The sequence below is a fragment of the Desulfobulbus oligotrophicus genome, assembly GCF_016446285.1.
GTDB classification, from domain to species: domain Bacteria; phylum Desulfobacterota; class Desulfobulbia; order Desulfobulbales; family Desulfobulbaceae; genus Desulfobulbus; species Desulfobulbus oligotrophicus.
In genome coordinates this window covers 2464785-2488716 of record NZ_CP054140.1, presented here as the reverse complement: position 1 = coordinate 2488716, position 23932 = coordinate 2464785, and the positions used below count along the sequence as shown (strand labels likewise).

The window sequence follows — 23932 nt, the reverse complement described above, 5'->3', positions numbered from 1 at the left end:
GGGAAGTAGCTGTGTGAAACGGGTAAAAAGCGTGGTCCTTGCCGGGCTCAGCGGAGGGGCCGGGAAATCGGTGGTATCGGTGGCCCTGATAGCGGCCCTTAAAAATCGTGGTATGATTGTGGCGCCTTTTAAAAAAGGACCCGATTACATTGATGCCGGCTGGATGAGCAAGGCAGCCGGGCGCCCCTGTTACAATCTTGATCCGTATCTGATGTCACCGGCAACCATTATCAGCACCTTTCAGCGTTGTATTTACGCCAGTGACGTTGCGGTGATTGAAGGGAACAGGGGACTTTTTGACGGGGTGAACGCCAAAGGTGAGTACTCTACCGCTGAACTGGCCCGAATGCTTGACGTACCGGTTTTGCTGGTGGTCAACTGCGCAAAAACCACCAGAACAATAGCTGCCCTAGTGCTGGGATGTCAGGTTTTTGATCCACAGCTCAGCCTGGCAGGTGTTATCCTCAATCAGATCGCCACCAGCCGGCATGAGTCCATTGTTCGGCAGTCGATCGAGCATTATACCGATCTACCTGTTCTCGGGGTTATGCCCAGACTGCAGCGGGATGTTTTTCCGATGCGTCATCTTGGGCTGACTCCATGTGAAGAGTATGATGCTGCTGCCGAGGCTGTTGCCAAACTCGGCACTCTTGCTGCAAATCATTTTGATCTTGATGGCATCAGTGAACGAATGCGGGAAATGCCCCCTCTTCGCTCTTTTTCCCATGAACAAACATCACCAAGGCTCACCATCGGAATCCTTCGGGACGCAGCCTTTCAGTTTTATTATCAGGAAAATCTGGATGCCTTATCCGCTGCCGGCGCAGATTTAGTGCTGATTGATGCGCTTCACGCACCAGAGCTGCCAAAAGAACTTGACGGCCTCTATATCGGCGGTGGTTTCCCTGAAACCAGTGCTCGTCAACTGGCGGATAATGTTGGTTTTCGCCGCTCTGTCCGGGAACGAATTGAGGCCGGCCTGCCTGTTTATGCGGAGTGCGGCGGTTTGATTTTTCTTGGTCGCTCAATTGTCCTGGACGGTCAGGAATATCCTCTGGCCGATGTCTTTCCGGTTACCTTTGCCTTGAGCAACAAACCGCAGGCCCATGGCTACTCAACCTTTGTTGTTGAACAGCCGAACAGTTTTTATCCTGTCGGAACCCGTATCAAAGGGCATGAGTTCCGATATTCCACTGTGCACCAATGGGAAGGAGAGACAGACGAGCTGATCCTCAACATGGAACGGGGGACAGGCTTTTCAGGTCAACGCGACGGGCTGGTCAAAAAAAACACCCTTGCTCTGTATACCCATGTTATGGCCTCTGGAACACCTGAATGGATCACTGGTTTTATAAAGGCCGCTCATGCTTATGCACAGTCATCCAGACAACAGTAGCCGGGAAGAGTAGACAAAAAACCCGACAGAATACCGGCTTTCGGTTGAGAACGATCCCAGGGCCACGGGTTTTACTTGCAAGATTTTGACAAGAAGTTTCCGCTCCCCTATAATGCAATACAGTCTCCCTATTCAGAGCAATATCTGTCTGTTATCTTTCAGCTCGTATCATCATGTTTGTAAAAAAACTGATTGTCTGCCTCTGTTGTATCTCAATACCCGCCATTACTGCCGCTGCCCAGAGATTTGACCCGTCGTTCCCGGGAACGACGACAGTTCTGCTGATCGTACCGGTGCTGCTTGTTGCAGGTGGTTGGCTGGGACTGCGTTACCGGCGTTTACAGCAGCAGTACCGGAGCTTGCAGAGTCGTGTACAGCTGGCTGAAGAGATTGTTGAGCATGCTCCATTTCCCATCGTTCAATTTGATCATAGACAAGTTGTTACAACAGCCAACCATGCAGCCCGACAGGCTCACCCGGATTTCTCGTTGCTTGGAATGCAACTCCATACCCTCAACCCTCATCCGGGAAAAAGTTTAGATATCCTGGCAGCTCAAACAAAAACCGCCAGACAAAGTGAGATGCCCCTGATGCGGGCGACCGTTGCCTGTACCAACCTGCCTGTTGAGCAACAGATCGTTGATGAAGGGAAGCTGCTCATTATCCGCAATGAAAAGCATAACCAGGGGATCTGGTACGGGATAGCGGCAATCAAAGAGGCCATGAGTCCAGCCGAGACAAAGACCTGTTGGTATGACGAGGTATCTGCGCAGCAGATGACAAGTGAATGTCTCGCCAAGATCAATCATGCGGTGCGGACACCGATGAATGCCATCATCGGCTATACTGAGATGCTGGCCCAAGCTCCGCTTGCAGCCCGGGAGCAACGTTTTGTTGCCCATATTCACAAAAGCAGCATGGCGCTTGTCTCTCTTTTTAACGATATCATGGAACTGTCGACAATAGAATCCGGAGATTTTCAGGTTTCGACCGGTACTGTGCAACTGTCTGCTCTGGCCGACACAATTGAAGATCTGTTGCAGGATCAGGCGCAGGAAAAGGGTCTGCAGCTGGTCGTCAGCATAGCTGAAGGGCTTCCTGATGCCTTTGTCTGCGATGACGGCAGATTGCTCCAGGTGCTGCAGGATATGGTGGGTAATGCGATTAAATGTACCGGCCGGGGATCTGTGGAACTGCTGATTGAAGGTGCTCCCTCTGTAACGCAATCAGGCCACTATGACCTCTGTTTTATTGTTCAGGACACAGGAGAAGGTATCCAGGAACCTGACCAGCAGAAGACATGTGCGTTGTTTGCCCGGGAAGAGGCGGAAGTTGGCAGACAGTATAAAGATGTTCGTCCTGGTTTAACGCTGTGCAGTCGTTTGGTATCTTTAATGGGCGGCAGGCTTGAACTGCACAGTGTTGGACGCCAAGGCGCACGGTTCACCATTCATCTCCACCTTCCTGTTGCAGCTGTTGAGCCGGCAGGTGAAGGCAGTGAGAAGAAGAAAAGACAAGACATGTACCACAGAGGGAAGAAACGAATTTTGGTTGTTGATGATGTTGCGATTATAAAGAACCTGTTTGTTGAATTTTTTCACGATGCACCGTACAGCATTCACACCGCAAGTACAGGTGAAGAGGCTTTGCGCAGTGTGCAAACCAACCGACCTGATCTTGTTTTCATGGATCTCAATTTAGACGGAGGACCGGATGGTCGCGACATAACCCGACAATTACGACAAAATCCAGTGACTGCATCAATCCCTGTGATTGCCATGACCGGCGAGATACTCGAAGAAACTGACTGCCGGCCCCTGTTTGCTGGTTTTTTGCAGAAACCTTTTCATCTGCATACCCTGAAGACAATGGTTGAGTCCTTTATCGACCCCACACCCGCCAATGAGAACGTAGCCGCAGAGCAGGGCGATGTCGTTGACCATGGTCACGAGGCGCAACTGACACAGATTGCCTCTGTCTGGACTGACGCCCTTGAAAAACAACACCGGCAGGCTGTGTGCTCAGGGCGTCTTGCCGATGTCACTGCATTGGCAACAGCAATGATCCAGCACGGCAGGAGTGTATCCCCACCTTTTTTGAACGATATGGGAGAGGAGTTGCTGTTGCATGTGCAGGAACTTAATATTCAAGGCATAGAACGGCTCCTCACTTTACTTGCTTTGCCGGCCCCACGTAATGCGTCATGAAATCAGCAAAGCCGTTGATCTTCATCGTTGACGATGTGCCGGAAAATATACAGCTTGCCATCACCCATCTCCATGAACTTGACTGTGATTTTGCCTATGCGACCTCCGGTGAACAGGCATTGGAGCGAATTGCCTCCACACAGCCGGAACTTATCCTCATGGATGTGATGATGCCGGGAATGAGCGGATTTCAGGTGACTGAGGAGCTCAGAAAAGACGCTGCGACCAACTCTATCCCGATAATTTTTCTTACTGCCCGTACAGAATCAGTGGCCGTGGCCAAAGGATTTAACATCGGTGGCGTTGATTATGTCACCAAGCCGTTCAAAGGGGTGGAGTTGCAATCACGAGTTCGTACGCACCTTGAACTCCACTCGTATCGAACGAACCTTGAACGGTTGGTGGAAGAACGAACCCATGAAGCAGAACTGTTAAAGGATGTGATCATTGAGGCCATGGGTGAATTGGCAGAGTACCGTGATCCGGAGACAGGCAACCACATTCAACGCACCCGGGCCTATGTTCAGCTGCTGGCCAAAACCCTGGTCGAACAGGGACATTTTCTTGATGTACTCACCACTGATTACATCACCTTGCTCTGGAAATCGGCACCATTGCATGATATCGGCAAGGTGGCCATTCGAGACTCCATTCTTCTCAAGCCCGGGAAATTGACCGACGAAGAGTTCGAGGCCATGAAGAAGCACACGTTGTTCGGTGAAGAGGTCATTGCCAATTTAGAACAGATGGCCGGGCAACCGACATCTTTTCTCAACTGCGCCAAAGATATTGCCGGCACTCATCACGAAAAATATGATGGGAGCGGGTACCCCCGGGGCCTGGTCGGGGATGCTATCCCCCTTGCCGGTCGGATTATGGCCGTGGCAGACGTTTATGATGCATTGATCTCCAGACGTGTTTACAAGACCTCTATGCACCACGAACAGGCTCTGACTATCATGCTGGAAGGCAAGGGGAGTCACTTTGATCCGATCATACTTGATGCCTTTGTGGTGGTTGAACCGGATTTCCGCCGGATTGCTGCCAATAATGCTGATTAATGGTGCGGTATGCATTCTTTTTCCATCAGGTAAACTATGAAAAGTTATCACAAAGAACTCTGGTTTGATGTCCCTGCAAGACGTGCGTTTATCAACATCACCCCACAGGTTGAGGAGTGCCTTCGTGAAAGTGGGATTCAGGAGGGGTTATTGCTGTGCAATGCCATGCATATCACGGCTTCGGTCTTTATTAATGATGATGAATCCGGATTGCACCACGACTATGAGGTCTGGCTGGAAAAGTTGGCCCCGCACGAGCCGGTGAGCCAGTATCGTCATAACAGTTATGAAGATAATGCTGATGCTCACCTCAAAAGGCAGGTCATGGGGCGGGAGGTGGTGGTGGCGGTTACCGGCGGTAAGTTGCATTTCGGCACCTGGGAGCAGATCTTTTACGGTGAATTTGATGGCCGCCGTAGAAAACGGGTCCTGGTTAAAATCATCGGTGAGTAGAGAACACGGGAGATGATAAATAAATGCGTGCAGCCGTGTCTATGGATTGTTTATTGAACCTCAATAGTTACACCTGCGGCGAGAAGAGCTGCTGACCGGTATCGGATTGCACAGTTCGACATGCATCTATTGATGCTTGAGGATGTTTTAAACACCCGGCAGGGTCTCAGGTTTGAAGAGGCAGGCCCTGCTGTTTTGTGCTTTTGAAAATCTTGACATGTAAGGGGCAGTGATTGTTCCAGTACGAACAGATGCAATAGATAGACTGTTCTCTTTTCTTCCGAACATTTTGTAGAGTCGCAAGCTCTGTTTCCATCAGCTGAATCTGCTGTCAGATCGTTTTTCTCGAATCTCCTTTTCACTGGCTTGCATCCATCCGGAGCGGCTATTTTTTACGGCATCAAATTTTTCAGCATAAGGCTTGATATCCAATAAGGGGGTTCCATCAAGCACGTCTATGCCCTGTACATAGAGTGTGTTGCCATCAATACGTTTCAGCTGAACAATGGACAGTCCGATATGGTTGGGTCGCAATGGGGAGCGGGTGGCAAAAACACCTCTTGTCTGCTGATCAAGAAATGGGGTAACCAGCAGTTCTGTTCGAGTTGCCTTATGAAAACTGTACAAGAGGTATATATGGCTGAAGCCGGCAAGATCCTGCAGTCCATCGATGTACTGTTCATCCACCACAACCATCCCTTGAAACTCTGCTGCACCCTTCGGCTGGATAGGCATATTTTCAATCGATGTGTGCGGTGAATATATGGTACCGATGGGAATGACAGGATGCATTTGAAGCCTCTCCGGATGAGTCGGGTTATCTGTGTGCCCAAGGAGGATGAGCCATAAAACAAGGGTTACGGTTTGACCGTAACCCTTGGACATCTTGGTCGGAACGAGAGGATTTGAACCTCCGGCCCCCTGAACCCCATTCTTGAGGAATGTTGATAGTCTCAGGATGTTGCAAAAGATTGGCGTAAAATTTGGCGTAATGTCCGCTCGCCTGCATCTGGATATGCATCTTCCGTGCTGTTGCCGGCAGTTCGCAATGCACTGGCCGTCTCCTTGGTATTGGGCTGGGCAATACATTGGCCTTGGTCGCTTCCGCAGTATCCCAGGGATGCTTCTCTTCATCAGGTCGAGCGCGCCTGTTACCTAGCAGGCTGTTGAAAAACAGGAAAACATGAGACAAGAGTTGTTTGTTTGCCCTTCGATAGCTCTTTGACAGTGAGCACTTGACCGTTTTTCGTCATGGTGTGTTGCCATTTTTTGTTTTCTGAGGCGCTTCAAGCCGCTCTGATGAGGATTTCCCCTCCTACCCGGAGGCAACTACCCCCAGATTACGCATTCGGACCATGTTGTAGGCTGCCGCTGAGAGCGTGAAGAGCCAGTCAATCTTTTCCTCACCCTTGTACCTGGCTTTGCGCAACCAGGCGACGGTCTTCATCCAGCCAAATATCTCTTCCACCCGTTTGCGTTTCTTCCGACTCACGGCATAACCTGCATGACGGGTGGTCCGGCCATCGATGGCGGAGCCTTTGACTTTCTGTGCTACATGTGGAGTAACGGTCAGGCTGCGCAGGTCATCGACGAACTCCTTGCAGTCATACCCTTTGTCCGCGCCGATGGTGACTCGATGTGTGCCCGGAATATCCGAAGCCATGGAAAGGGCGGCCTCGCGCTCCGCCGTCCCGGTTGCCTGGGTCAGGCGGGTATCGACGACCAAACCGTTCCGATTTTCCATCAGCACATGCCCCATGAAGCAGAGCCTGGCCTCCTTGCCTTTTCCTTTTCTGAACAGCCGGGATTCTGGATCGGTGACCGATGCGTGCGTGTCATTGCGACGCTTTTTCCCGTGGAAATCCACTGCCGGATTGCGGTTGCCGCCGGTAGAGACCGGAGGCTCCTCATCTTTGGGCCGAAAGCTCTTCAGCGATGCCCACGTTTCGATCAGTGTGCCGTCAACGGTGAAATGGTCGTCAGACAAGAGTCCGGCTGCCTCGGCTTGGGAACAGATGGATCGCAAGAACATCACCGCAAGATCACTGTGCAGAATGCGCTCCCTGTTTTTGGAATAGACGGAGTGATCCCAAATTGCTTCATCCATGGACAGGCCGACAAACCAGCGAAAAAGAAGATTGTAATCAAGCTGTTCCACCAACATCCGCTCGCTCCGGATCGAATAAAGGATTTGCAGCAGCAGGGAGCGAAGCAGTTGCTCGGGCGGAATCGATGGTCGTCCTGTTCGTGAGTAGAGTTCCCGAAACACGGGAGAGAGTTCCTTCAGCGCTTTATCAGCCATGATTCGGATAGGGCGCAGGGGATGCGTTTGGGGAACCCGGGATTCGGGGGAGAGATAGCTGAACAATTTTTGTTGCTGAATGTCAGGACCGCGCATATTTCCACCTGTTTGTCAGTTATTCCAATTGGTTGGATAATACACGGTATTGTTTTACATGTCCCGTTGTTTATGAGTTTTTCAACAGCCTGCTAGTGTCCTGTTTGGTTAGTGTCGTCTTTTAATTTTGAGACCTTTTCAAGTATCACCGCTGCAGTCTTTGTCCATGTGAATGGCTTGGCCGATCTGTTATTGTGCTGCTTGATGAAGCGGTGGATTTCATCTCTGAGATCTTTGACACTTGTAAACACCCCTCGGTGGATGGCTCTGCGCTCCAGTTGGCCGAACCAGCTTTCAACCGCATTCAGCCATGATGCACTGGTTGGTGTGAAATGGAACGTAAACCGAGGGTGGGCCTTGAGCCATTGCATCACATCTGCCGTTTTATGGGTACTGCTGTTGTCCAGTATGACATGGAGGGCAACCTCGGCTGGAACGGCCCTATTCAACTGCCGCAAGAAGTCGAGAAACTCCTTGGCTCGATGCCTTTTGGTTGTTCGGCCAAGCACTTGTCCGGTTAAAATGTCGAAGGCAGCGTATAAATTGGTGGTGCCATTTCGTTTGTAATCATGCGTGCGACGCTCAATCTGGCCGGGCCGCATGGGCAACATTGGCTGGGTACGATCCAACGCTTGAATCTGCGTTTTCTCATCAACGGAAAACACAGCCGCATTTTCAGGTGGATTCATGTACAGGCCAACAATATCGATTACTTTCTCAGCAAAATTCGGATCATTGCTGATTTTGAAATTTTTAAGCCGATGCGGTTTTAAATCGGCTGCATTCCATATCTGTCGCACCTGCCACGTGGTGACCTTGGCGGCTTTGGCCATAAGGCGAACACTCCAATGGGTTGCCTCATGAGGAATGCACTCAACTGTCATCCGCAAAACTTCTTTGACCGTTGCATCGGTCAGTTTTTTTGGCTGGCCGCTACGAGGACGATCGACAAGCCCGTGGATGCCATACTCTTTAAATCGTTTCCTCCATCGATAGATTGTGCGAAAAGTTGTCCCTAATTCGACAATCAAATCCTCGGCAGTTTTACCTGATGCCGTTAAGAGGATAATCTTGGCCCGAGATGCCAGATCTTGGGCTGTTTTCGGTGAGCGCAACAACGCCTCAAGGTCTTGGCGTTGTTCGTCTGTTATCGTAAATTTCTCGTGTTTGCGTGCCATACGGCACTATAACACAAGAAATATTAAAAGACTCTATTAACCGCACGGGACACTAGTCAGTTTTCCTGCCCGATCCGTTTTCCTGTATGAAAGCTCGTGAGAAAGGGCTTTTATTGCGTCTGTGTCTCTAGATGCATCTGCACGTTTGTATTCTTCTTCCAGTTCAACTATTGATTTTTTAAATAAAGGGCGATTAGGAGGCATTATATCCTCGTCGGTCTGCTGAATTATTTTCCAGTAAGTTTGCTCATTGACCTTTACTTACCAGCCACAGGAATTTTGTTTATGTTTTATTGTTTTGTCTGCCTTTTGTTGTACACGTATATTTCTTCTCCGTAGTTTACAGACTCAAGGTTGCCGAGATGCAAAACGACAGCAAATACAAGGTCGTATGGAATATTGTTAAGACTTAACGTTACTAGCAGGCTGTTGAAAAACTCATAAACAACGGGACATGTAAAACAATACCGTGTATTATCCAACCATTTGGAATAACTGACAAACAGGTGGAAATATGCGCGGTCCTGACATTCAGCAACAGAAATTGTTCAGCTATCTCTCCCCCGAATCCCGGGTTCCCCAAACGCATCCCCTGCGCCCTATCCGAATCATGGCTGATAAAGCGCTGAAGGAACTCTCTCCCGTGTTTCGGGAACTCTACTCACGAACAGGACGACCATCGATTCCGCCCGAGCAACTGCTTCGCTCCCTGCTGCTGCAAATCCTTTATTCGATCCGGAGCGAGCGGATGTTGGTGGAACAGCTTGATTACAATCTTCTTTTTCGCTGGTTTGTCGGCCTGTCCATGGATGAAGCAATTTGGGATCACTCCGTCTATTCCAAAAACAGGGAGCGCATTCTGCACAGTGATCTTGCGGTGATGTTCTTGCGATCCATCTGTTCCCAAGCCGAGGCAGCCGGACTCTTGTCTGACGACCATTTCACCGTTGACGGCACACTGATCGAAACGTGGGCATCGCTGAAGAGCTTTCGGCCCAAAGATGAGGAGCCTCCGGTCTCTACCGGCGGCAACCGCAATCCGGCAGTGGATTTCCACGGGAAAAAGCGTCGCAATGACACGCACGCATCGGTCACCGATCCAGAATCCCGGCTGTTCAGAAAAGGAAAAGGCAAGGAGGCCAGGCTCTGCTTCATGGGGCATGTGCTGATGGAAAATCGGAACGGTTTGGTCGTCGATACCCGCCTGACCCAGGCAACCGGGACGGCGGAGCGCGAGGCCGCCCTTTCCATGGCTTCGGATATTCCGGGCACACATCGAGTCACCATCGGCGCGGACAAAGGGTATGACTGCAAGGAGTTCGTCGATGACCTGCGCATCCTGACCGTTACTCCACATGTAGCGCAGAAAGTCAAAGGCTCCGCCATCGATGGCCGGACCACCCGTCATGCAGGTTATGCTGTGAGCCGGAAAAAACGCAAACGGGTGGAAGAGATATTTGGCTGGATGAAGACCGTCGCCTGGTTACGCAAAGCCAGATACAAAGGCGTGGAAAAGATAGACTGGCTGTTCACGCTCTCTGCGGCAGCCTACAACATGGTCCGAATGCGTAATCTGGGGGTAGTTACCTCTGGATAAGAGGGGAAATCCTCATCAGAGCGGCTTGAAGCGCCTCGGAAGATGAAAACCGGCAACACATCATGACAAACAAACGGCCAAGGGCTCACTGTCAAAGAGCTATCGAAGGGCAAATAAACAACCCTTGTCTCGTATTTTCCTGTTTTTCAACAGCCTGCTAGTTTTGAAGAATTTCCCTTATAAATTATTTTGATTTCAGTTATTCTTTCATGATAATTAATTTGCTCAAGAAAATTAAATACACTTTGCGCCTCAACCTTTTTTAATTCAATGTCTATGGGCCTCATTTTGTATCCAAAAGATGAAAAGTCAACATTACTTTCTATGTATCTTATTTTGTTATTAATATATTCATTATCAGGATTGATGTTTTGCGCCTCGATATACTTGCACAGAGCCATAGATAAGTTTCCATTTTTCAGGTACGAGTCGCCAAGATTGCACTTTATTGCAAAATCATCTGGATACAATTCTTCTGCATCCAGAAACATGTACAAGGATCTTTTGAATTGACCTGTATTGTACATGGATATACCTATTATATTTGAAACGTTTTTAAGGAAATCTCCTGATTCTGCTTCTTTTACTACTTCAGTATAGTCCCCTGCGTTGTATAAATTTATTATTCTTTCCGATCTTTTTTCTGGATCGCTGTAATCTCCACTGTTATTTTGTATTTTAGATTGATCTAAATGATTTTGTTTTGTTTTTTGTTTATTGTCTGTATCAAAAATATCGTCAATCATTCTATCAATATTTTTGCTTTGAGTTGTTGTTTCTAAAGATTCGTCATGTCTGTATTCTTTGTTTCCCTTTTTTATGGTGTTGAAAATAGAGATAAGAAATAACAATGATATAACAGAAACGCCAAAAACAGACCTTCGAATCCAAGTGGTATCTCCCGTTTGAACTGTATACCCTGATTGCTCATCATATTTGGTTGGCATTCCTTTTTTGAGACGATTACCTTGCGCAGCCATTGTGAACAGGTTCACAATGGGAATTCCAAGCCCAAGCCCATAGACCCACACTGACAAGTTTCTTTGTAGGTATTGAGCGAAACTGAGGACCTGTCCGTCTTTTGTTAATATTCTCAAGCCAAGGATAGCTTTTCCTGGGGTATTTCCGAATATGGAAAAAATGACGGCATCCAGCACGAGGGCAACCGGCATTGTAATAATTCCCAAAACCGCGTCCGCTCCTGGCTTTTCCAGCCACGCCCAGAACGATGGAAAGATGTAGCCAGCAACAAGCCCTACCACCAAGGATACGACCAGGACTTCAAGCCATAAGTCAAAAATTCTAGCAAAAAAACGAGACCAGCGAGGCGCTGTTACTGTGGCCTTTGCATCAGGTTTGCCTGTCCCATGGTTTCCGTTACTATGGTTCTCAGTTGAAAAACCATTCCCTCTATAGGTATTGTTGAATGATTTCCTGGCTTCATCGTAGGCCGCCTTAGATTCATGCGTTGACAAAATGGCGTATGCTTCGTTGAGCTCCTGCATTCGACTGTTGTCCCCGCCATTTTTGTCGGGATGGTATTTCTGGGACAAGGCCCTGTATGCGGCCTTAATGACGTTCTCCTCAGCTTGAGGGGATAGTCCCAGCCTTGCGTAATAATCTACCGAGGGGTCGAAATTGTATTCCATGCGCCTCTGCCTAGATTAAGTAAGGTTTGATATGTTCTTCTACTTCAACCTGGCCACCGGAACCGCCCGAGATGTTCCGTCAACCAGCATCTTCCACCTTCCATCGCTGATAAAAACAATGACTTTCGGCATATAGGCATAACGGTATTCGTAATAATATTGATCTTGTTCCCATATCTGTCCGTTGCTTAAACGTACGATAGTTTCACCTTCCCAGCCGTTGAAATCGCCATCAATCCTGCTTTCTATAACGCCAGAAACAGCCCGTTCTTGCTCTTTACCGTTCATTGCAGCTCGGCGCTGACGCTCTTTTTCGCTCAACAAGAGGCCGTTTCTGATCATATCGTTTTCTGCGCGGGAGATAGCTTGGTTCCTGGTGTTACCCAGCCTCTCGTAGTGTTGAATGATTGATAGCATTTTTTCCATCAGCGCATCGTTGGTGGCTAGTTCAGGATGCCTTAATAAAATCCCTTCAGCGGCTCGTTGTGTTTCGATGGATATGTCAGTGTATGAGGAACAATTTGCGCTGCCATGAAGGAGTGCGACCGAAGCCGAACATACAATTGCGAAAACAAACAGGCATGCTTGATGAAACGGTATCATGGCTTAACCTTTCGATAATTTTCCGTCGTTTCAGAGCTTTCCCAGTCGCACCCAGTTTATAGCCACGCCGATAATTCTATATTCACCGTTGGGTTTGACGGGGTCGTAGGCTGGGTTGTCGCTCACGAGCAGGCGTTCGCCATTTTTGTCGATCTTTAGGCGACGGGTGTTCTGTTTTTTTCTGGGCGCTACGGCAAATATATATTTTTCGACTGCCGCGGCAAACTCCATGTCGCCGGGAGGTGCTTCGCCAGGTAGCGCTCCCCCTGCACGAAGTAGAGCCTCTGTCTCTTCCGCCCACGCTGCCGCCAGAGAGAGCGTATCGAAAGTGGCCGACTCCCGCCTACCCTTGACACAGACCTCTGCCCGGTAAGCGGTGCCGTGTCGTCCTGACCGTTTTCTGATCGTGGCCATGGCGTAAAATTTGGCGTAAAATTTGGCGTAAAATTAAATGTGGAGCAACGAGCGACAACGAGTTGAAATTACGACTAACAACCAAAAAACAATAAGTTGACACAAAAAGCCCAGTTTCTCTGTTTACGCCAAAAAGAAAAGGGGGTGAGGCGCTTTATGTCGCCTAACCCCTTGTTTTTATTGGTCGGAACGAGAGGATTTGAACCTCCGGCCCCCTGAACCCCATTCAGGTGCGCTACCAGACTGCGCTACGTTCCGATGTATTGTCGAGAGTGTATGTATCACTGATGCTAGAGAACTGTCAACCTTAAGTTATGAGTCAGTTTTTTTTCCTCTCTCCAGTTTTTCAAGAATAACCTGCAACTCCTGCTTGATTTCAAATAGAAGGGTATCCGGGGTAGAGTCAGGATCGCCCCAGCTCATCTTTGCCAGGTCGTACCCCCTATCAGTCAAGCGTTTGATGTACTTTCGAGCTCCAGAGATCGTATAGCCTTCTTCGTGAAGTAAGTATTTGATCCGGAGTAAATTTTTGACATCCCGACGTCTGTATAACCGTTGTTTTGATGGGCCTCGGAAGGGTTTGATCAGCGAAAATTCAGATTCCCAGTATCTCAGCACATGAGTATCCACACCCACCAGCTGACTAACTTCACCGATCCGGAAATAAATTTTATCCGGAATATTCGGGAAACTCTGAGTTTCGTGTTTCACATTAACCTGACACTCCTGTTTGCTGTCTGTGAGGTACTGCTCTTGGTGAACCACCCCGTTCAATAGTCAGGAAGCGTTAATCGGTCTTCGATAAAAACTATTTATTTAAGCGTTCCCGCAATCGTTTACTGGGACGGAAAGAGACCATCTGACGTTTGGTTATAGTCATTGATTCACCGGTACGCGGATTACGACCACGCCGTGGACTTTTGTCACGCACTGTCAACGTTCCGAATTGAACCAGTTTGATGGATTCCCCTGCTGTCAGCGTTTTTTTCATGGTCGAGAAGACAGTGTCCACTATCTCAGCAGCATTACGCTGGGAAATGCCTACCTTGCTATTAATGGCAATAGCAAGTTCTTTTCTGGTTACATTTTTTCTCTTCATATCTTTACATTCCTTCCCGGTAGGCAGCATTAAATTCAGACATCAGAAAAGCTATGATTTTGTCGTGCAGTTTATCGACCGATTGATCATCAAGGGTTGCGGTCGCGGATCGGTATGTCAGGGACAGTGCCACACTTTTAAAACCGGTCTGAATTGGTTTCCCTTGGTATACATCAAAAATCTGTATAGATTCAAGATATTTCTGTCGTTTGTTTTCGATTGCCGTAAGAAGAGCACCGGCTGCCACTGAGTCTGGGACAACAAGACTGACATCACGTTTTATTGACGGGTACTTGGGAAGGGGAGTGAATTGTTTTGGGATCTGTGTCAGGCACAGCAGATGGTGCAGATCAATTTCAAGGAAAAGAACCGGTTGTTTTATACCAAATGCCTTGAGCGTTTGCGGATGGACTGCTCCCAGTGAACCGATGCTTCGGCCGTCATCGTGAATAATACCGGCATGAGCTGGATCGCAGTAAGGCTGTACCTGTTGAGGAAGAGCAGAGGCCATCGCATCACTGATCATTGGGTGCACCCGTAGGGCGTGCAGCAGGTTGGTCGCAGCACCTTTGATGTCATAGAAATCAGTTGTCTGGTTGGCGAAGTAGAGAGGTTCCGCTTCCGGATATCGTTGACCGCTGATAACCGCACAGAGGAAGAATCGTTCTTGAGGAAGAGATCCTGACTCTTCCTGGAGAAAAATCTTTCCGATCTCAAACAGGCGAATGTCTGTCTGTTGAAAGTTGATGTTACGGCGAATGTTTTCCAGCAACCCCGGCAGAAGTAAAGAACGCATGATGCTCTGCTCTTCACTGAGCGGATTGAGCAGTCTGGTCACGTGCCGTCTGGGGTCGCTCTCCTGAAGACGGCAGTCGTTCAGGTGCTCTTCACTGACAAAACTGTAGTTGATTGCCTCATGGTAGCCCTGCGCTGTCATGAACTGTGCTATCTTTTGCCGGAGGGAGCGCAGTTCGTCCCGTTTTGGATAATCCATGCGTATCAGGGGCAGCGATGTCGGAATTTCGTTATAGCCGACCAGGCGGGCAACCTCTTCAACAAGATCGATCTCACGCTCAATATCCACACGGAAACTTGGAACACTGACCTGCAGGGTGGAGGCATCCAGTTCGGTTACAGTAAATTCGATACTGCGCAGGTGATCGGCAATTGTATCCTGATGAAGTTGCATACCAAGTAAACGGCACACCCGTTCTGTTCGCAGTTGCAGGGTAAGGGGTTCTTTTTTACCGGGATAGACATCAATCCCCGTGGAATCGGCAGTGGCACCGGTGAGCTCAACAATAAGATTGACTGCTCGTTCGAGTGCTCTGTCCGCAAGATCCGGATCAACACCTCGCTCAAACCTGTAGGATGACTCAGAGTGAATGCCGATTTTGCGGGCTGTCTGGCGGATGGAAACCGGGTCAAAACATGCTGATTCAAGGAGAATGGTGGTGGTGGTTGCAGTAATTTCTGTGTCCAGACCTCCCATGACCCCGGCTACAGCCACCGGTCGTTCACTGTCACAGATGATCAGCATGTCCGAGGTGATGTCTCGTTGGCTGCCATCCAGAGTAGTGAAGCGGGTCTCTTCGGCAGCAGGACGGCGGACAATGATTTTCCGGCCTTTTAAGGTGGTAAAGTCAAAGGCGTGCATTGGTTGCCCGCATTCAAGCATGACGTAGTTGGTGACATCGACAATATTGTTGATCGGCCGCATACCAACGGCTGTCAACCGTTGCTGAAGCCATTTTGGGGATGGGCCAACCACGACATCTGTCAGTTTACGTGCACTATATCTGGGACATAAGGTCGGCTCCTGAATACGGATAGCAAAGTCCAAACCTGTTCCGGTTAACGGAGTAACTGCCGGAACAAGCGGTTTAAGCGGACCATCACAAAAGCTGCTCACTTCACGTGCGATTCCACGAACGCAGGCACAGTCCGGCCGGTTGGGTGTCAGGTCAACTTCAATGACCGTATCACGCAGGTTAAGGGCATCCACTATCGGCAGACCGATGGGGATATCTTCTTGAAATTCAATCAGACCTCGATGATCATCACTGAGACCTAATTCACGGGCAGAACAGAGCATACCTGCAGAAACAACGCCTCGTACCTTGGATTTTTTGATCTTGGTACCATCCGGCAATCTGACTCCGGGTTTGGCAATGGCTGTGAGCATGTCTGGTCTCACATTTGGTGCACCACACACAACCTGGACAGTTTCATTACCGGTATCAACTGTGCAGACGGTGAGCTTATCCGCATCAGGATGCTTAACAACCTGGGTAATACGTGCAGTGGTGATGCTCTCCAGCTCGGTAAACAGTACTTCAACGCTGTCCACCTCCAGGCCGCGCATTGTCAGGTTGTCGGCAATTTCAGTAGCACTCATCCCCTTGGTAGATATGTATTCGTTGAGCCAGCTCAGGGTGAATTTCATGATGGTATCCTTGTAACTTGGTGCCGGTGGAGTGTGGGTGAAAGGTTTTGGCGACCTGATGTTCGTCCGCAACCGTCACGCTTACAGACTCGTGGCTTCAAATTATTCAAAAAGAAAAACGGTCACTCAGGGGAGAGAAACCGTTCAACAGAATTTATGGTTCCATGTTTTTCGGTACAGCAGTCCACCGAAATCAAGGGTAACGCTGTACTTTTTGGCTAAAATTGCTGGAGAAAACGGAGGTCGTTTTCGTAGTACAGTCGAATATCGTCTATACCGTATTTGAGCATGGCAATACGTTCTACTCCAAGACCAAAGGCAAAGCCTGAGTAGATATCAGGATCATAGCCGACCATCTGAAGGACTTCAGGGTCGATAAGTCCTGATCCCAGGATCTCCAGCCATCCTGTTCGTTTACAGACCCGGCATCCTGCCCCACCGCACATGACACAGGCAATATCGACTTCGGCACTGGGTTCGGTGAACGGAAAAAAACTCGGTCGAAAACGCAGTGCCAGTTCCTGTTCAAACATCTTATGGGTAAAACTGGTCAACACTCCCTTCAGATCTGCAAAGGAGACGTTTTGATCAACGAGAAATCCCTCAACCTGATGGAACATCGGTGTGTGGGTGATATCGGAGTCCCGACGATACACCTTCCCCGGGGCAATATACCGCAGAGGAGGGTCCTGTTGTTCCATGATCCGTGCCTGCATGGGGGAGGTATGGGTGCGCAGCAGGATGGAGTCCGCGACATAGAAAGTATCGTGCATGTCTCGGGCCGGATGATGTTTGGGGATGTTGAGGGCCTCAAAATTATAGTGATCGGTTTCAACATCCGGCCCTTCAGCCACGGCAAAACCAAGCCCTTCAAAAATCGAACAGATTTCATCCATTACCTGGGTAACGGGATGCAGTTTACCAAAAGGGAGATATCGACCGGGCAGACTATGATCGATTGTGCCGGTGAGATCCTCGACACGTTCACTGTGCAGCTCTTGCTTTTTGTCGTGAAATTTAGCCTCGATCTGCAACTTGACCTCATTGGCCAGCTGTCCGAGGCGCGGTCGATCTTCCGGTGCCACTGCACCAAGCTGCCGCAAGAGCAGGGTTATCGCACCACCTTTACGACCGAGATAGGTAACACGAAAATTTTCAAGCTGCTCGCGATCGGTAACCTGTGTCAGGGCTTGCTCCGCCTCCAGGCGAAGCCGGTTCAGCTCTTGTTCCATGTGCATCAACTGGTCGAATTAATGGAGTTGACCAGCGGTTCGGACAACAGCCGTGAAAGCATTGGGGTCGACAATGGCAAGATTAGACAAAACTTTACGGTCTAATTCGATTGAATTTTTGGTCATCGCCCCGATCAATCGGCTGTAACTGGTCCCGTTTTGTTGGGCGGCAGCATTGATACGAGTGATCCACAGTTGACGAAATTCACGTTTTTTGACGCGACGGTCACGGTAGGCGTAGCACAGTGCACGATCGACAGCTTCCGTTGCTGTTCGAAACAATCGATGCCGCCCACCACGAAAACCTTTAGCAAGTTTCAGTATTTTATTTCTTCTGCGGCGAGCTTTAAAGCCGCGGGTTACACGAGGCATTGTTATCTCCGTTAAGTATACTTGAGGTAAAAAAATCCGAGATTCCGACAGTACCTGGAAATCTCAGAGGTATGGACACATCCGGCGAACAGCGCGTTGATCGACTTCAGCGACCAGGGTCGTCTTTCGCAGGTTTCGTTTTCGTTTGGTGGATTTTTTAGTAAGTATGTGCGAGGAATATGCCTTGCTGCGACGAATACGACCACCGCCGGTCGTTCTGAATCGTTTAGCGGCACCTCTGTTGGTTTTCATTTTTGGCATGGTTGTACTCCCGACATTGTGAACTGAACCATTCAATTAACAAAAAAATAATAATAATTACAAGCGTAAGTCACTGCTAAGATTTCGGACCAACGAACATGACCAACTGTCGACCTTCCATCTTCGGCTCCTGCAGAATAACACCGTCTTCTCGAAGCGTGTCGGCTATTTTTGTCAGGGCCTCAAGGCCTATGGTCTGGGCATAGATAATCTCACGGCCACGAAACCGCATCGTTATTTTAACTTTATTTTTCTGGGCCAAGAACTCTTTGATCTTCCGTATTTTAAAGGAGAGATCGTGTTCTTCGGTTTTGGGACGGAACTTGATTTCCCGGGTCTCAATAACAGTTTGTTTCTTCTTGGCTTCCTGTTGCTTCTTCTTTAATTCGTACCGGAATTTATCGTAATTCATAATCCGGCATACCGGCGGATCAGCCTTGTCAGAAACTTCAACCAGATCAAGTCCCTGTTCCTGTGCTATTGCCAGAGCTTCCTCTGCACGGACTATACCGCGTTGAGTCCCATCGGCATCAATGAGCCGAACCTCACGATAATCAATATCATGGTTGACCTTTATTTTGAGGTCCTGCTGCGGAGAAAATTTTCTATTGCCTCGTTTTTTGATGTTCGTTCCTCCAGTGAATTTAGTTGGTGTTCTTGTTGAACTTGCACTCTTCTGCAACGAGATCGATAAAATCTTCAGGAGTCATTGCCGGCAGATTCTGTCCGGATCGGTGACGTACTGTTATCGTCCCCTCATTTTTCTCACGCTCACCAACAATGAGCATGTAGGGGACCTTCATCAACTGAGCCTCGCGGATCTTATAGTTCAGTTTTTCGTTGCGGAGGTCCTTGTCAATGCGAATGCCTCTGGAACGCAGTTGTGCAAATACCTGTTCACAGTATGCACTTTGCTCATCGGTGATATTCAGTATCCGTGCCTGTTCCGGTGCCATCCAAAGGGGAAAGGCACCGGCGTAGTGTTCGATGAGGACGCCAATGAACCGCTCCAGAGAACCCATTAAAGCACGGTGAATCATGATCGGCTGATGATCGTTTCCATCCTGACCTGTATAGGTCATCTGAAAGCGTTCCGGTAAATTGAAGTCAACCTGGATGGTTGAACACTGCCAGGATCGACCGAGCTGATCTTTGATTTTAATGTCAATCTTGGGCCCGTAAAATACGCCTTCTCCCGGATCAAGCTCATAGTTGAGGTCTTTTTTTTCTAAAGCCTGTTTCAGGGCCTGTGTTGACAGGTCCCAGTGTGCCTCTGAGCCGACGTATTTTTCCGGCCGGGTCGACAGATATATGTCATAGTCCTCAAACCCGAAGGTTTTGAGTATGTGCAGGTTGAGATCAATGATGTTGAAGATTTCTTCTTCAAGTTGATCAGGACGACAAAAGATATGGGCATCATCTTGTGTAAAGCCGCGAACCCGCATTAAGCCGTGTAAGGCACCGGTGCGTTCATAACGGTAGACTGTGCCCAGTTCGCACCAGCGAATGGGAAATTCACGATAGCTGTGCGGCTCTGCCTTGTACACGCCGATATGAAAAGGGCAGTTCATCGGCTTGAGCTGATACATCACCTCGTCGATCTCCATGGCAGCGTACATATTTTCACTGTAGAAGTCGAGGTGGCCGGAGGTCTTCCACAGATCCTGCCGAGCTATATGCGGCGTGTAGAGCAGCTGGTAACCGTTGCGATAATGTTCGTCTTTCCAGTAATCTTCAATGAGCTTGCGGAGCAGGGCTCCTCGAGGCTGCCAAAGGATCAGTCCGGGACCGATCTGATCCTGGATGGTGAATAAACCCAACTGCTTACCAAGACGACGGTGATCTCGTTTCCGGGCTTCTTCCAGTCGGGTCAGATACTGCTGGAGCTCTTTTTTATCGGAGAAGGCTGTTCCATAGATCCGGGTCAGCATCTGGCGTTTTTCATCACCACGCCAATACGAACCTGCCACTCGCAACAGCTTGAAAGTTTTGATCCAGGAAGAGTCCGGCACGTGCGGCCCTCTGCAGAGATCGACAAACTGTCCATGCGTATAGAGACTGACAGTCTCCGCGTCCATCTCGTTGAGCATTTCTATTTTATAGGGCTCATCGAGCTGTTTGAAGAAATCAAGGGCCCCAGCCTTTGGCATCTCCTGCCGTACAAACGGTAAACGGGCTTCGGCCAGTTCGGTCATCTTGTTTTCGATCAACTCAAACTCATCCGGCGAAAATGGTTTTTCCCGATCAAAATCGTAATAAAAGCCATCTTCAATAGCAGGGCCGATTGCCACTTTGACTTGATTGCCAAAGAGTTCTTTAACCGCCAGGGCCATGATGTGGGCTGTAGAATGACGAAGAATATCCAGACCTTCTGCCGTATGAATTGAAATGGGCTCCAGGGTCAGGTCTGAATGCACAGGTGTGGAGAGGTCCAGCAGTGTACCATTGGCTTTCACGGCAACAGTCTGCTTACGCTGTTTGCCGGACGCTAAATCAGTCAACATTGCCGCAACAGTCGTTCCGCTGGGAAATGATTTGGTTTTGCCGCCTTGTAAAGAAACCTCTATCGTTGCCATCATGCCTGTAAAAAGAAAGGCTAATGAGCAGAAGATAGCTTCTGCATCCTAGCCTTTAGGGAAATTGGTAGGCGCGGACGGGGTCGAACCGACGACATCTACCACGTCAAGGTAGCGCTCTCCCACTGAGCTACGCGCCTATGGATTTTATCTTTTGAAACAAACCATCATAAAATATCTCATGTAAAATCGCAAGTCAAATACCAGCTAAAAAAAAACGTGTCAAGTGGAAAGCGAGTAAAATTGTCTTCATCCGCGTGCGTGGTCTGCAGCAGTGCCTGGGTGTTCAAGGCCATCGTGCCTGTAGGCAGACACTATTTCTGCAGTGAGCGATCCACCACTTCCTGAACATCATCAGAGACGAGTGGTTGTCGACGAATTCGTTCCAACTGTTCGCACATCATCTGTTGCCTGGTCGGATCATAGCGCCGCCATTGTGTCAGTGGTGTCAGCATCCGGGCTGCAATCTGTGGATTCAACGGATCGAGCCGGATAACCTGATCACCGAGGAAGCAGTATCCATGCCCATCGGCAGCATGGAATTGGTTGTGGTTAGTTGCACAGAAAGTGGCGATTAAGGCCCGTACTTTATTTGGATTTTTAATGGAAAAACTTGCATGGCCGGTCAGGTTTTTCACATGTTCCAAAGTGCCGGGAAGGCTGCAACCTGCCTGCAGGGCAAGCCATTTGTCGACAACCAGTGGATCGTGCTGCCATTTTGTGTAGAAGTCTGCCAGAAGGGCTGCACCGGCGGCTGCATCTGCATTGACGACACAACCAAGGGCTGCAATGGAATCAGTCATGTTGTCACTGCGCTGATACTGTTCTGTGCCCAGTTGTAGAAGTTCCGGAGTGAGTCGGCCACCGATTTCCGGGGCGAGTAAATAGGCCAGGCAGGTGTTGCGCAGTGTGCGCCTTGCCGCTTCAACGGCATTGTACTGATAGGGAATGTCACCAGTCAGATCATGGTAGCGCTGGAGTAGTTCATCACGAAGTTGCAGACCGATTTGCGCACGAAACTGTTGTCGCACGGAAAAGATGGCAACAGGGTCAATGATCGTCATCTGCTGACCGATCCAGTTTTCTGTGGGCAGGGTTACTGCCATAGCTGTAAATGCAGGATCAAGATCCGTGTCCAGTAAAAAGTCACGGAGACCGCGCACAAGCCGATGACGGATACTTATCGGCTGCTGGTGCTGAAAGTTCGCTATCTGTTCAAGGATGTGCCGTAAACTCAGTGTTTGTCCTGCCTCCCATCGATTGAACGGGTCAGTATCATGGGTCATTAGACGATGGAGTTCTTCCTCGGACTGTGCATGGTGTACTTTAACCGGTGCTGAAAAATTACGGAGGAACGAGACCGTTGGTTTGGACGTGATATTCGGGAAAAAATACTGCTGCCGCTGTTCAGAGAGGATGAGCATTTTTGTGTCAGTGTCTGTACCTGTGCCTGCATCTGTATTGACGGGGAGAGCGTTACCGTTCTCGTCAAGAAGACCGATGGCTATCGGCATGAAAAAAGGTTCTTTAACAACCGATTCACGGGTGGGAGGGCAAGACTGTTCTATTTCGAGGATAAACTGTTGGTCAGCTGCACTGTAGTGGCCGGTGACCGTTAATTCCGGGGTGCCGGCCTGACTGTACCAGCGTTTGAACTGGGACAGGTCTTTTCCCCAGGCTGTCTCCATGGCAGCGACGAAATCGTCGCAGGTCACCGCCTGGCCGTCATGGCGGTCAAAATAGATATCCATGCCCTGGCGGAACGTTTCAGCCCCGAGCAGGGTGAAGAGCATACGGATAACCTCTGCCCCCTTGTTGTAGACGGTCAATGTATAGAAGTTGTTGATTTCAACAAACGAAGGAGGACGTACAGGGTGGGCCATGGGGCCACTGTCTTCACGAAATTGGAGCGAACGGATGATGTTGACATCCTCAATACGTTTCACCGGTCGTGAACTCATATCAGCGGTAAATTCCTGGTCGCGGAAAACGGTTAATCCTTCCTTCAGGCTCAGTTGAAACCAATCCCGGCAGGTGATGCGGTTACCGGTCCAGTTATGAAAATATTCGTGGGCAATAACTGCCTCAATGCCTTCATAATCGGCGTCAGTTGCAGTCTCCGGCAGGGCAAGGACGTACTTGGAGTTGAAAACGTTGAGGCCTTTATTTTCCATGGCACCCATATTAAAATCGTCAACAGCAACAATCATATAGAGGTCCAGGTCGTATTCACGGCCAAAGTGTTCTTCATCCCAGCGCATAGCTTTTTTGAGTGAGCGCATGGCATGACCGCACTTGTCCCTGTTTCTTGCCTCAACATAGATATGAAGGGCTACAGTACGGCCTGATCGAGTGGTAAAGGTGTCGCTGATGCGCACCAGATCGCCTGCAACCAGGGCAAACAGATAGGATGGTTTGGGAAATGGATCGTGCCAGGTTGCATAGTGACGACCATCGTCAAGATCACCGCTGGCCATTAAATTGCCGTTTGCCAGCAGAACCGGACAGCTTGTCTTATCACCGATCACTGTGGTGGTGAAAACGCTCATCACATCGGGTCGGTCGGGAAAACAGGTGATGGTTCGGAACCCCTCGGGTTCACATTGGGTGCAGTAGTTCCCTGAAGAAAGGTACAGACCCTCAAGGGCGGTGTTTTCAGCAGGGTTGATGCGGGTTGTGACCGCCACTTCAAAGGGCTCTGCTGGTACATGGGCAATGGTCAGCAGTCCGTCTGTGAACGTGAACCGGTTTCTGGTTAAAACACTCCCATTGAGTGCAACCTGCACTACTTCAAGACGTTTACCGTTAAGAACCAGCGGTTTTTTTGTCTGTTGATTGGGGCGACATAGCAGTCTGGATTGAACCAGGGTGCTCTGAGCATCAAGTTCAATCCGGAGATCAACACGATCGACCAGATAAGCCGGTGGTTGATAATCTTTGAGAAATGTTTCTTTTTTTTGTGCGATCACGAAGACACCTCGGGTAAAAGA

The 23932-nt window shown here is 49.2% G+C and carries 20 protein-coding genes and 2 tRNA genes; 5 read left to right on the top strand and 17 right to left on the bottom strand.

What is annotated here, in order from left to right; all coding sequences use genetic code 11:
* Window positions 1-13 precede the first annotated feature (13 nt).
* The 4 genes from HP555_RS11430 to HP555_RS11415 all read left to right on the top strand — a co-directional run bounded on the left by HP555_RS11430 (window position 14) and on the right by HP555_RS11415 (window position 5117).
* Entirely contained in the window at window positions 14-1396 is a 1383-nt protein-coding gene (locus tag HP555_RS11430; RefSeq protein ID WP_199262606.1) for a cobyrinate a,c-diamide synthase, read from the top strand.
* Window positions 1397-1569: 173 nt separating this feature from the next.
* Complete coding sequence (locus HP555_RS11425; protein WP_199262604.1) at window positions 1570-3603, top strand: response regulator; 2034 nt, start codon at window positions 1570-1572, stop codon at window positions 3601-3603.
* Window positions 3600-4664 (top strand): HD domain-containing phosphohydrolase, encoded by a 1065-nt coding sequence (locus HP555_RS11420; RefSeq protein ID WP_199262603.1) that lies wholly within the window; start codon window positions 3600-3602, stop codon window positions 4662-4664. Before HP555_RS11425 ends, HP555_RS11420 begins: the two co-directional genes overlap by 4 nt.
* Before the next feature lie 36 nt (window positions 4665-4700).
* Window positions 4701-5117 (top strand): secondary thiamine-phosphate synthase enzyme YjbQ, encoded by a 417-nt coding sequence (locus tag HP555_RS11415; RefSeq protein ID WP_199262601.1) that lies wholly within the window; start codon window positions 4701-4703, stop codon window positions 5115-5117.
* A gap of 315 nt (window positions 5118-5432) precedes the next feature.
* Here the strand turns inward: HP555_RS11415 and tsaA are convergent, their stop codons facing one another.
* From tsaA to HP555_RS11400, 3 genes are all read right to left on the bottom strand, one after another.
* Window positions 5433-5909 carry a tRNA (N6-threonylcarbamoyladenosine(37)-N6)-methyltransferase TrmO gene (tsaA, locus tag HP555_RS11410; RefSeq protein WP_199262599.1) on the bottom strand — a complete coding sequence of 159 codons (477 nt, stop codon included), beginning with the start codon at window positions 5907-5909 and terminating at the stop codon, window positions 5433-5435.
* A gap of 523 nt (window positions 5910-6432) precedes the next feature.
* On the bottom strand, window positions 6433-7515 hold the full coding sequence (locus tag HP555_RS11405; protein WP_199261908.1) for an IS5 family transposase: 1083 nt from the start codon (window positions 7513-7515) through the stop codon (window positions 6433-6435).
* Window positions 7516-7607: 92 nt separating this feature from the next.
* A complete protein-coding gene (locus tag HP555_RS11400; RefSeq protein WP_199262597.1) occupies window positions 7608-8693 on the bottom strand; it encodes an IS630 family transposase in 1086 nt (361 codons plus the stop codon).
* Window positions 8694-9207: 514 nt separating this feature from the next.
* Between HP555_RS11400 and HP555_RS11395 the strand changes: the two genes are divergently transcribed.
* On the top strand, window positions 9208-10290 hold the full coding sequence (locus tag HP555_RS11395) for an IS5 family transposase (protein ID WP_199262595.1): 1083 nt from the start codon (window positions 9208-9210) through the stop codon (window positions 10288-10290).
* 146 nt (window positions 10291-10436) lie between these two features.
* Here the strand turns inward: HP555_RS11395 and HP555_RS11390 are convergent, their stop codons facing one another.
* The 14 genes from HP555_RS11390 to pepN all read right to left on the bottom strand — a co-directional run bounded on the left by HP555_RS11390 (window position 10437) and on the right by pepN (window position 23911).
* On the bottom strand, window positions 10437-11939 hold the full coding sequence (locus HP555_RS11390; protein WP_199262593.1) for a DnaJ domain-containing protein: 1503 nt from the start codon (window positions 11937-11939) through the stop codon (window positions 10437-10439).
* A gap of 39 nt (window positions 11940-11978) precedes the next feature.
* On the bottom strand, window positions 11979-12542 hold the full coding sequence (locus tag HP555_RS11385; RefSeq protein WP_199262583.1) for a hypothetical protein: 564 nt from the start codon (window positions 12540-12542) through the stop codon (window positions 11979-11981).
* A 30-nt stretch (window positions 12543-12572) separates the two neighbouring features.
* The gene (locus HP555_RS11380) at window positions 12573-12956 is read right to left on the bottom strand and encodes a S24/S26 family peptidase (protein WP_199262581.1); all 384 of its coding nucleotides are present in this window, start codon (window positions 12954-12956) and stop codon (window positions 12573-12575) included.
* Between the two features lie 181 nt (window positions 12957-13137).
* Window positions 13138-13214: transfer RNA gene (locus HP555_RS11375), tRNA-Pro, on the bottom strand.
* Between the two features lie 54 nt (window positions 13215-13268).
* The gene (locus HP555_RS11370; RefSeq protein ID WP_199262579.1) at window positions 13269-13667 is read right to left on the bottom strand and encodes a MerR family transcriptional regulator; all 399 of its coding nucleotides are present in this window, start codon (window positions 13665-13667) and stop codon (window positions 13269-13271) included.
* 97 nt (window positions 13668-13764) lie between these two features.
* Window positions 13765-14055 (bottom strand): integration host factor subunit alpha, encoded by a 291-nt coding sequence (locus tag HP555_RS11365; RefSeq protein ID WP_199262577.1) that lies wholly within the window; start codon window positions 14053-14055, stop codon window positions 13765-13767.
* A 4-nt stretch (window positions 14056-14059) separates the two neighbouring features.
* Window positions 14060-16501 (bottom strand): phenylalanine--tRNA ligase subunit beta, encoded by a 2442-nt coding sequence (pheT, locus tag HP555_RS11360; RefSeq protein ID WP_199262575.1) that lies wholly within the window; start codon window positions 16499-16501, stop codon window positions 14060-14062.
* A gap of 218 nt (window positions 16502-16719) precedes the next feature.
* Entirely contained in the window at window positions 16720-17733 is a 1014-nt protein-coding gene (gene pheS, locus HP555_RS11355; protein WP_199262573.1) for a phenylalanine--tRNA ligase subunit alpha, read from the bottom strand.
* A gap of 18 nt (window positions 17734-17751) precedes the next feature.
* On the bottom strand, window positions 17752-18105 hold the full coding sequence (gene rplT, locus HP555_RS11350; protein WP_199262572.1) for a 50S ribosomal protein L20: 354 nt from the start codon (window positions 18103-18105) through the stop codon (window positions 17752-17754).
* 63 nt (window positions 18106-18168) lie between these two features.
* Window positions 18169-18366: a 50S ribosomal protein L35 gene (rpmI, locus tag HP555_RS11345; protein ID WP_199262570.1), complete on the bottom strand. Its 198-nt coding sequence runs from the start codon at window positions 18364-18366 to the stop codon at window positions 18169-18171.
* A gap of 76 nt (window positions 18367-18442) precedes the next feature.
* Complete coding sequence (gene infC / locus HP555_RS11340; RefSeq protein ID WP_233249160.1) at window positions 18443-19048, bottom strand: translation initiation factor IF-3; 606 nt, start codon at window positions 19046-19048, stop codon at window positions 18443-18445.
* Entirely contained in the window at window positions 19011-20942 is a 1932-nt protein-coding gene (thrS, locus tag HP555_RS11335) for a threonine--tRNA ligase (RefSeq protein WP_199262568.1), read from the bottom strand. Before thrS ends, infC begins: the two co-directional genes overlap by 38 nt.
* A 65-nt stretch (window positions 20943-21007) precedes the next feature.
* Window positions 21008-21082 (bottom strand) — tRNA-Val (locus tag HP555_RS11330).
* Window positions 21083-21256: 174 nt separating this feature from the next.
* Complete coding sequence (gene pepN / locus HP555_RS11325; protein WP_199262566.1) at window positions 21257-23911, bottom strand: aminopeptidase N; 2655 nt, start codon at window positions 23909-23911, stop codon at window positions 21257-21259.
* Window positions 23912-23932 lie beyond the last annotated feature (21 nt).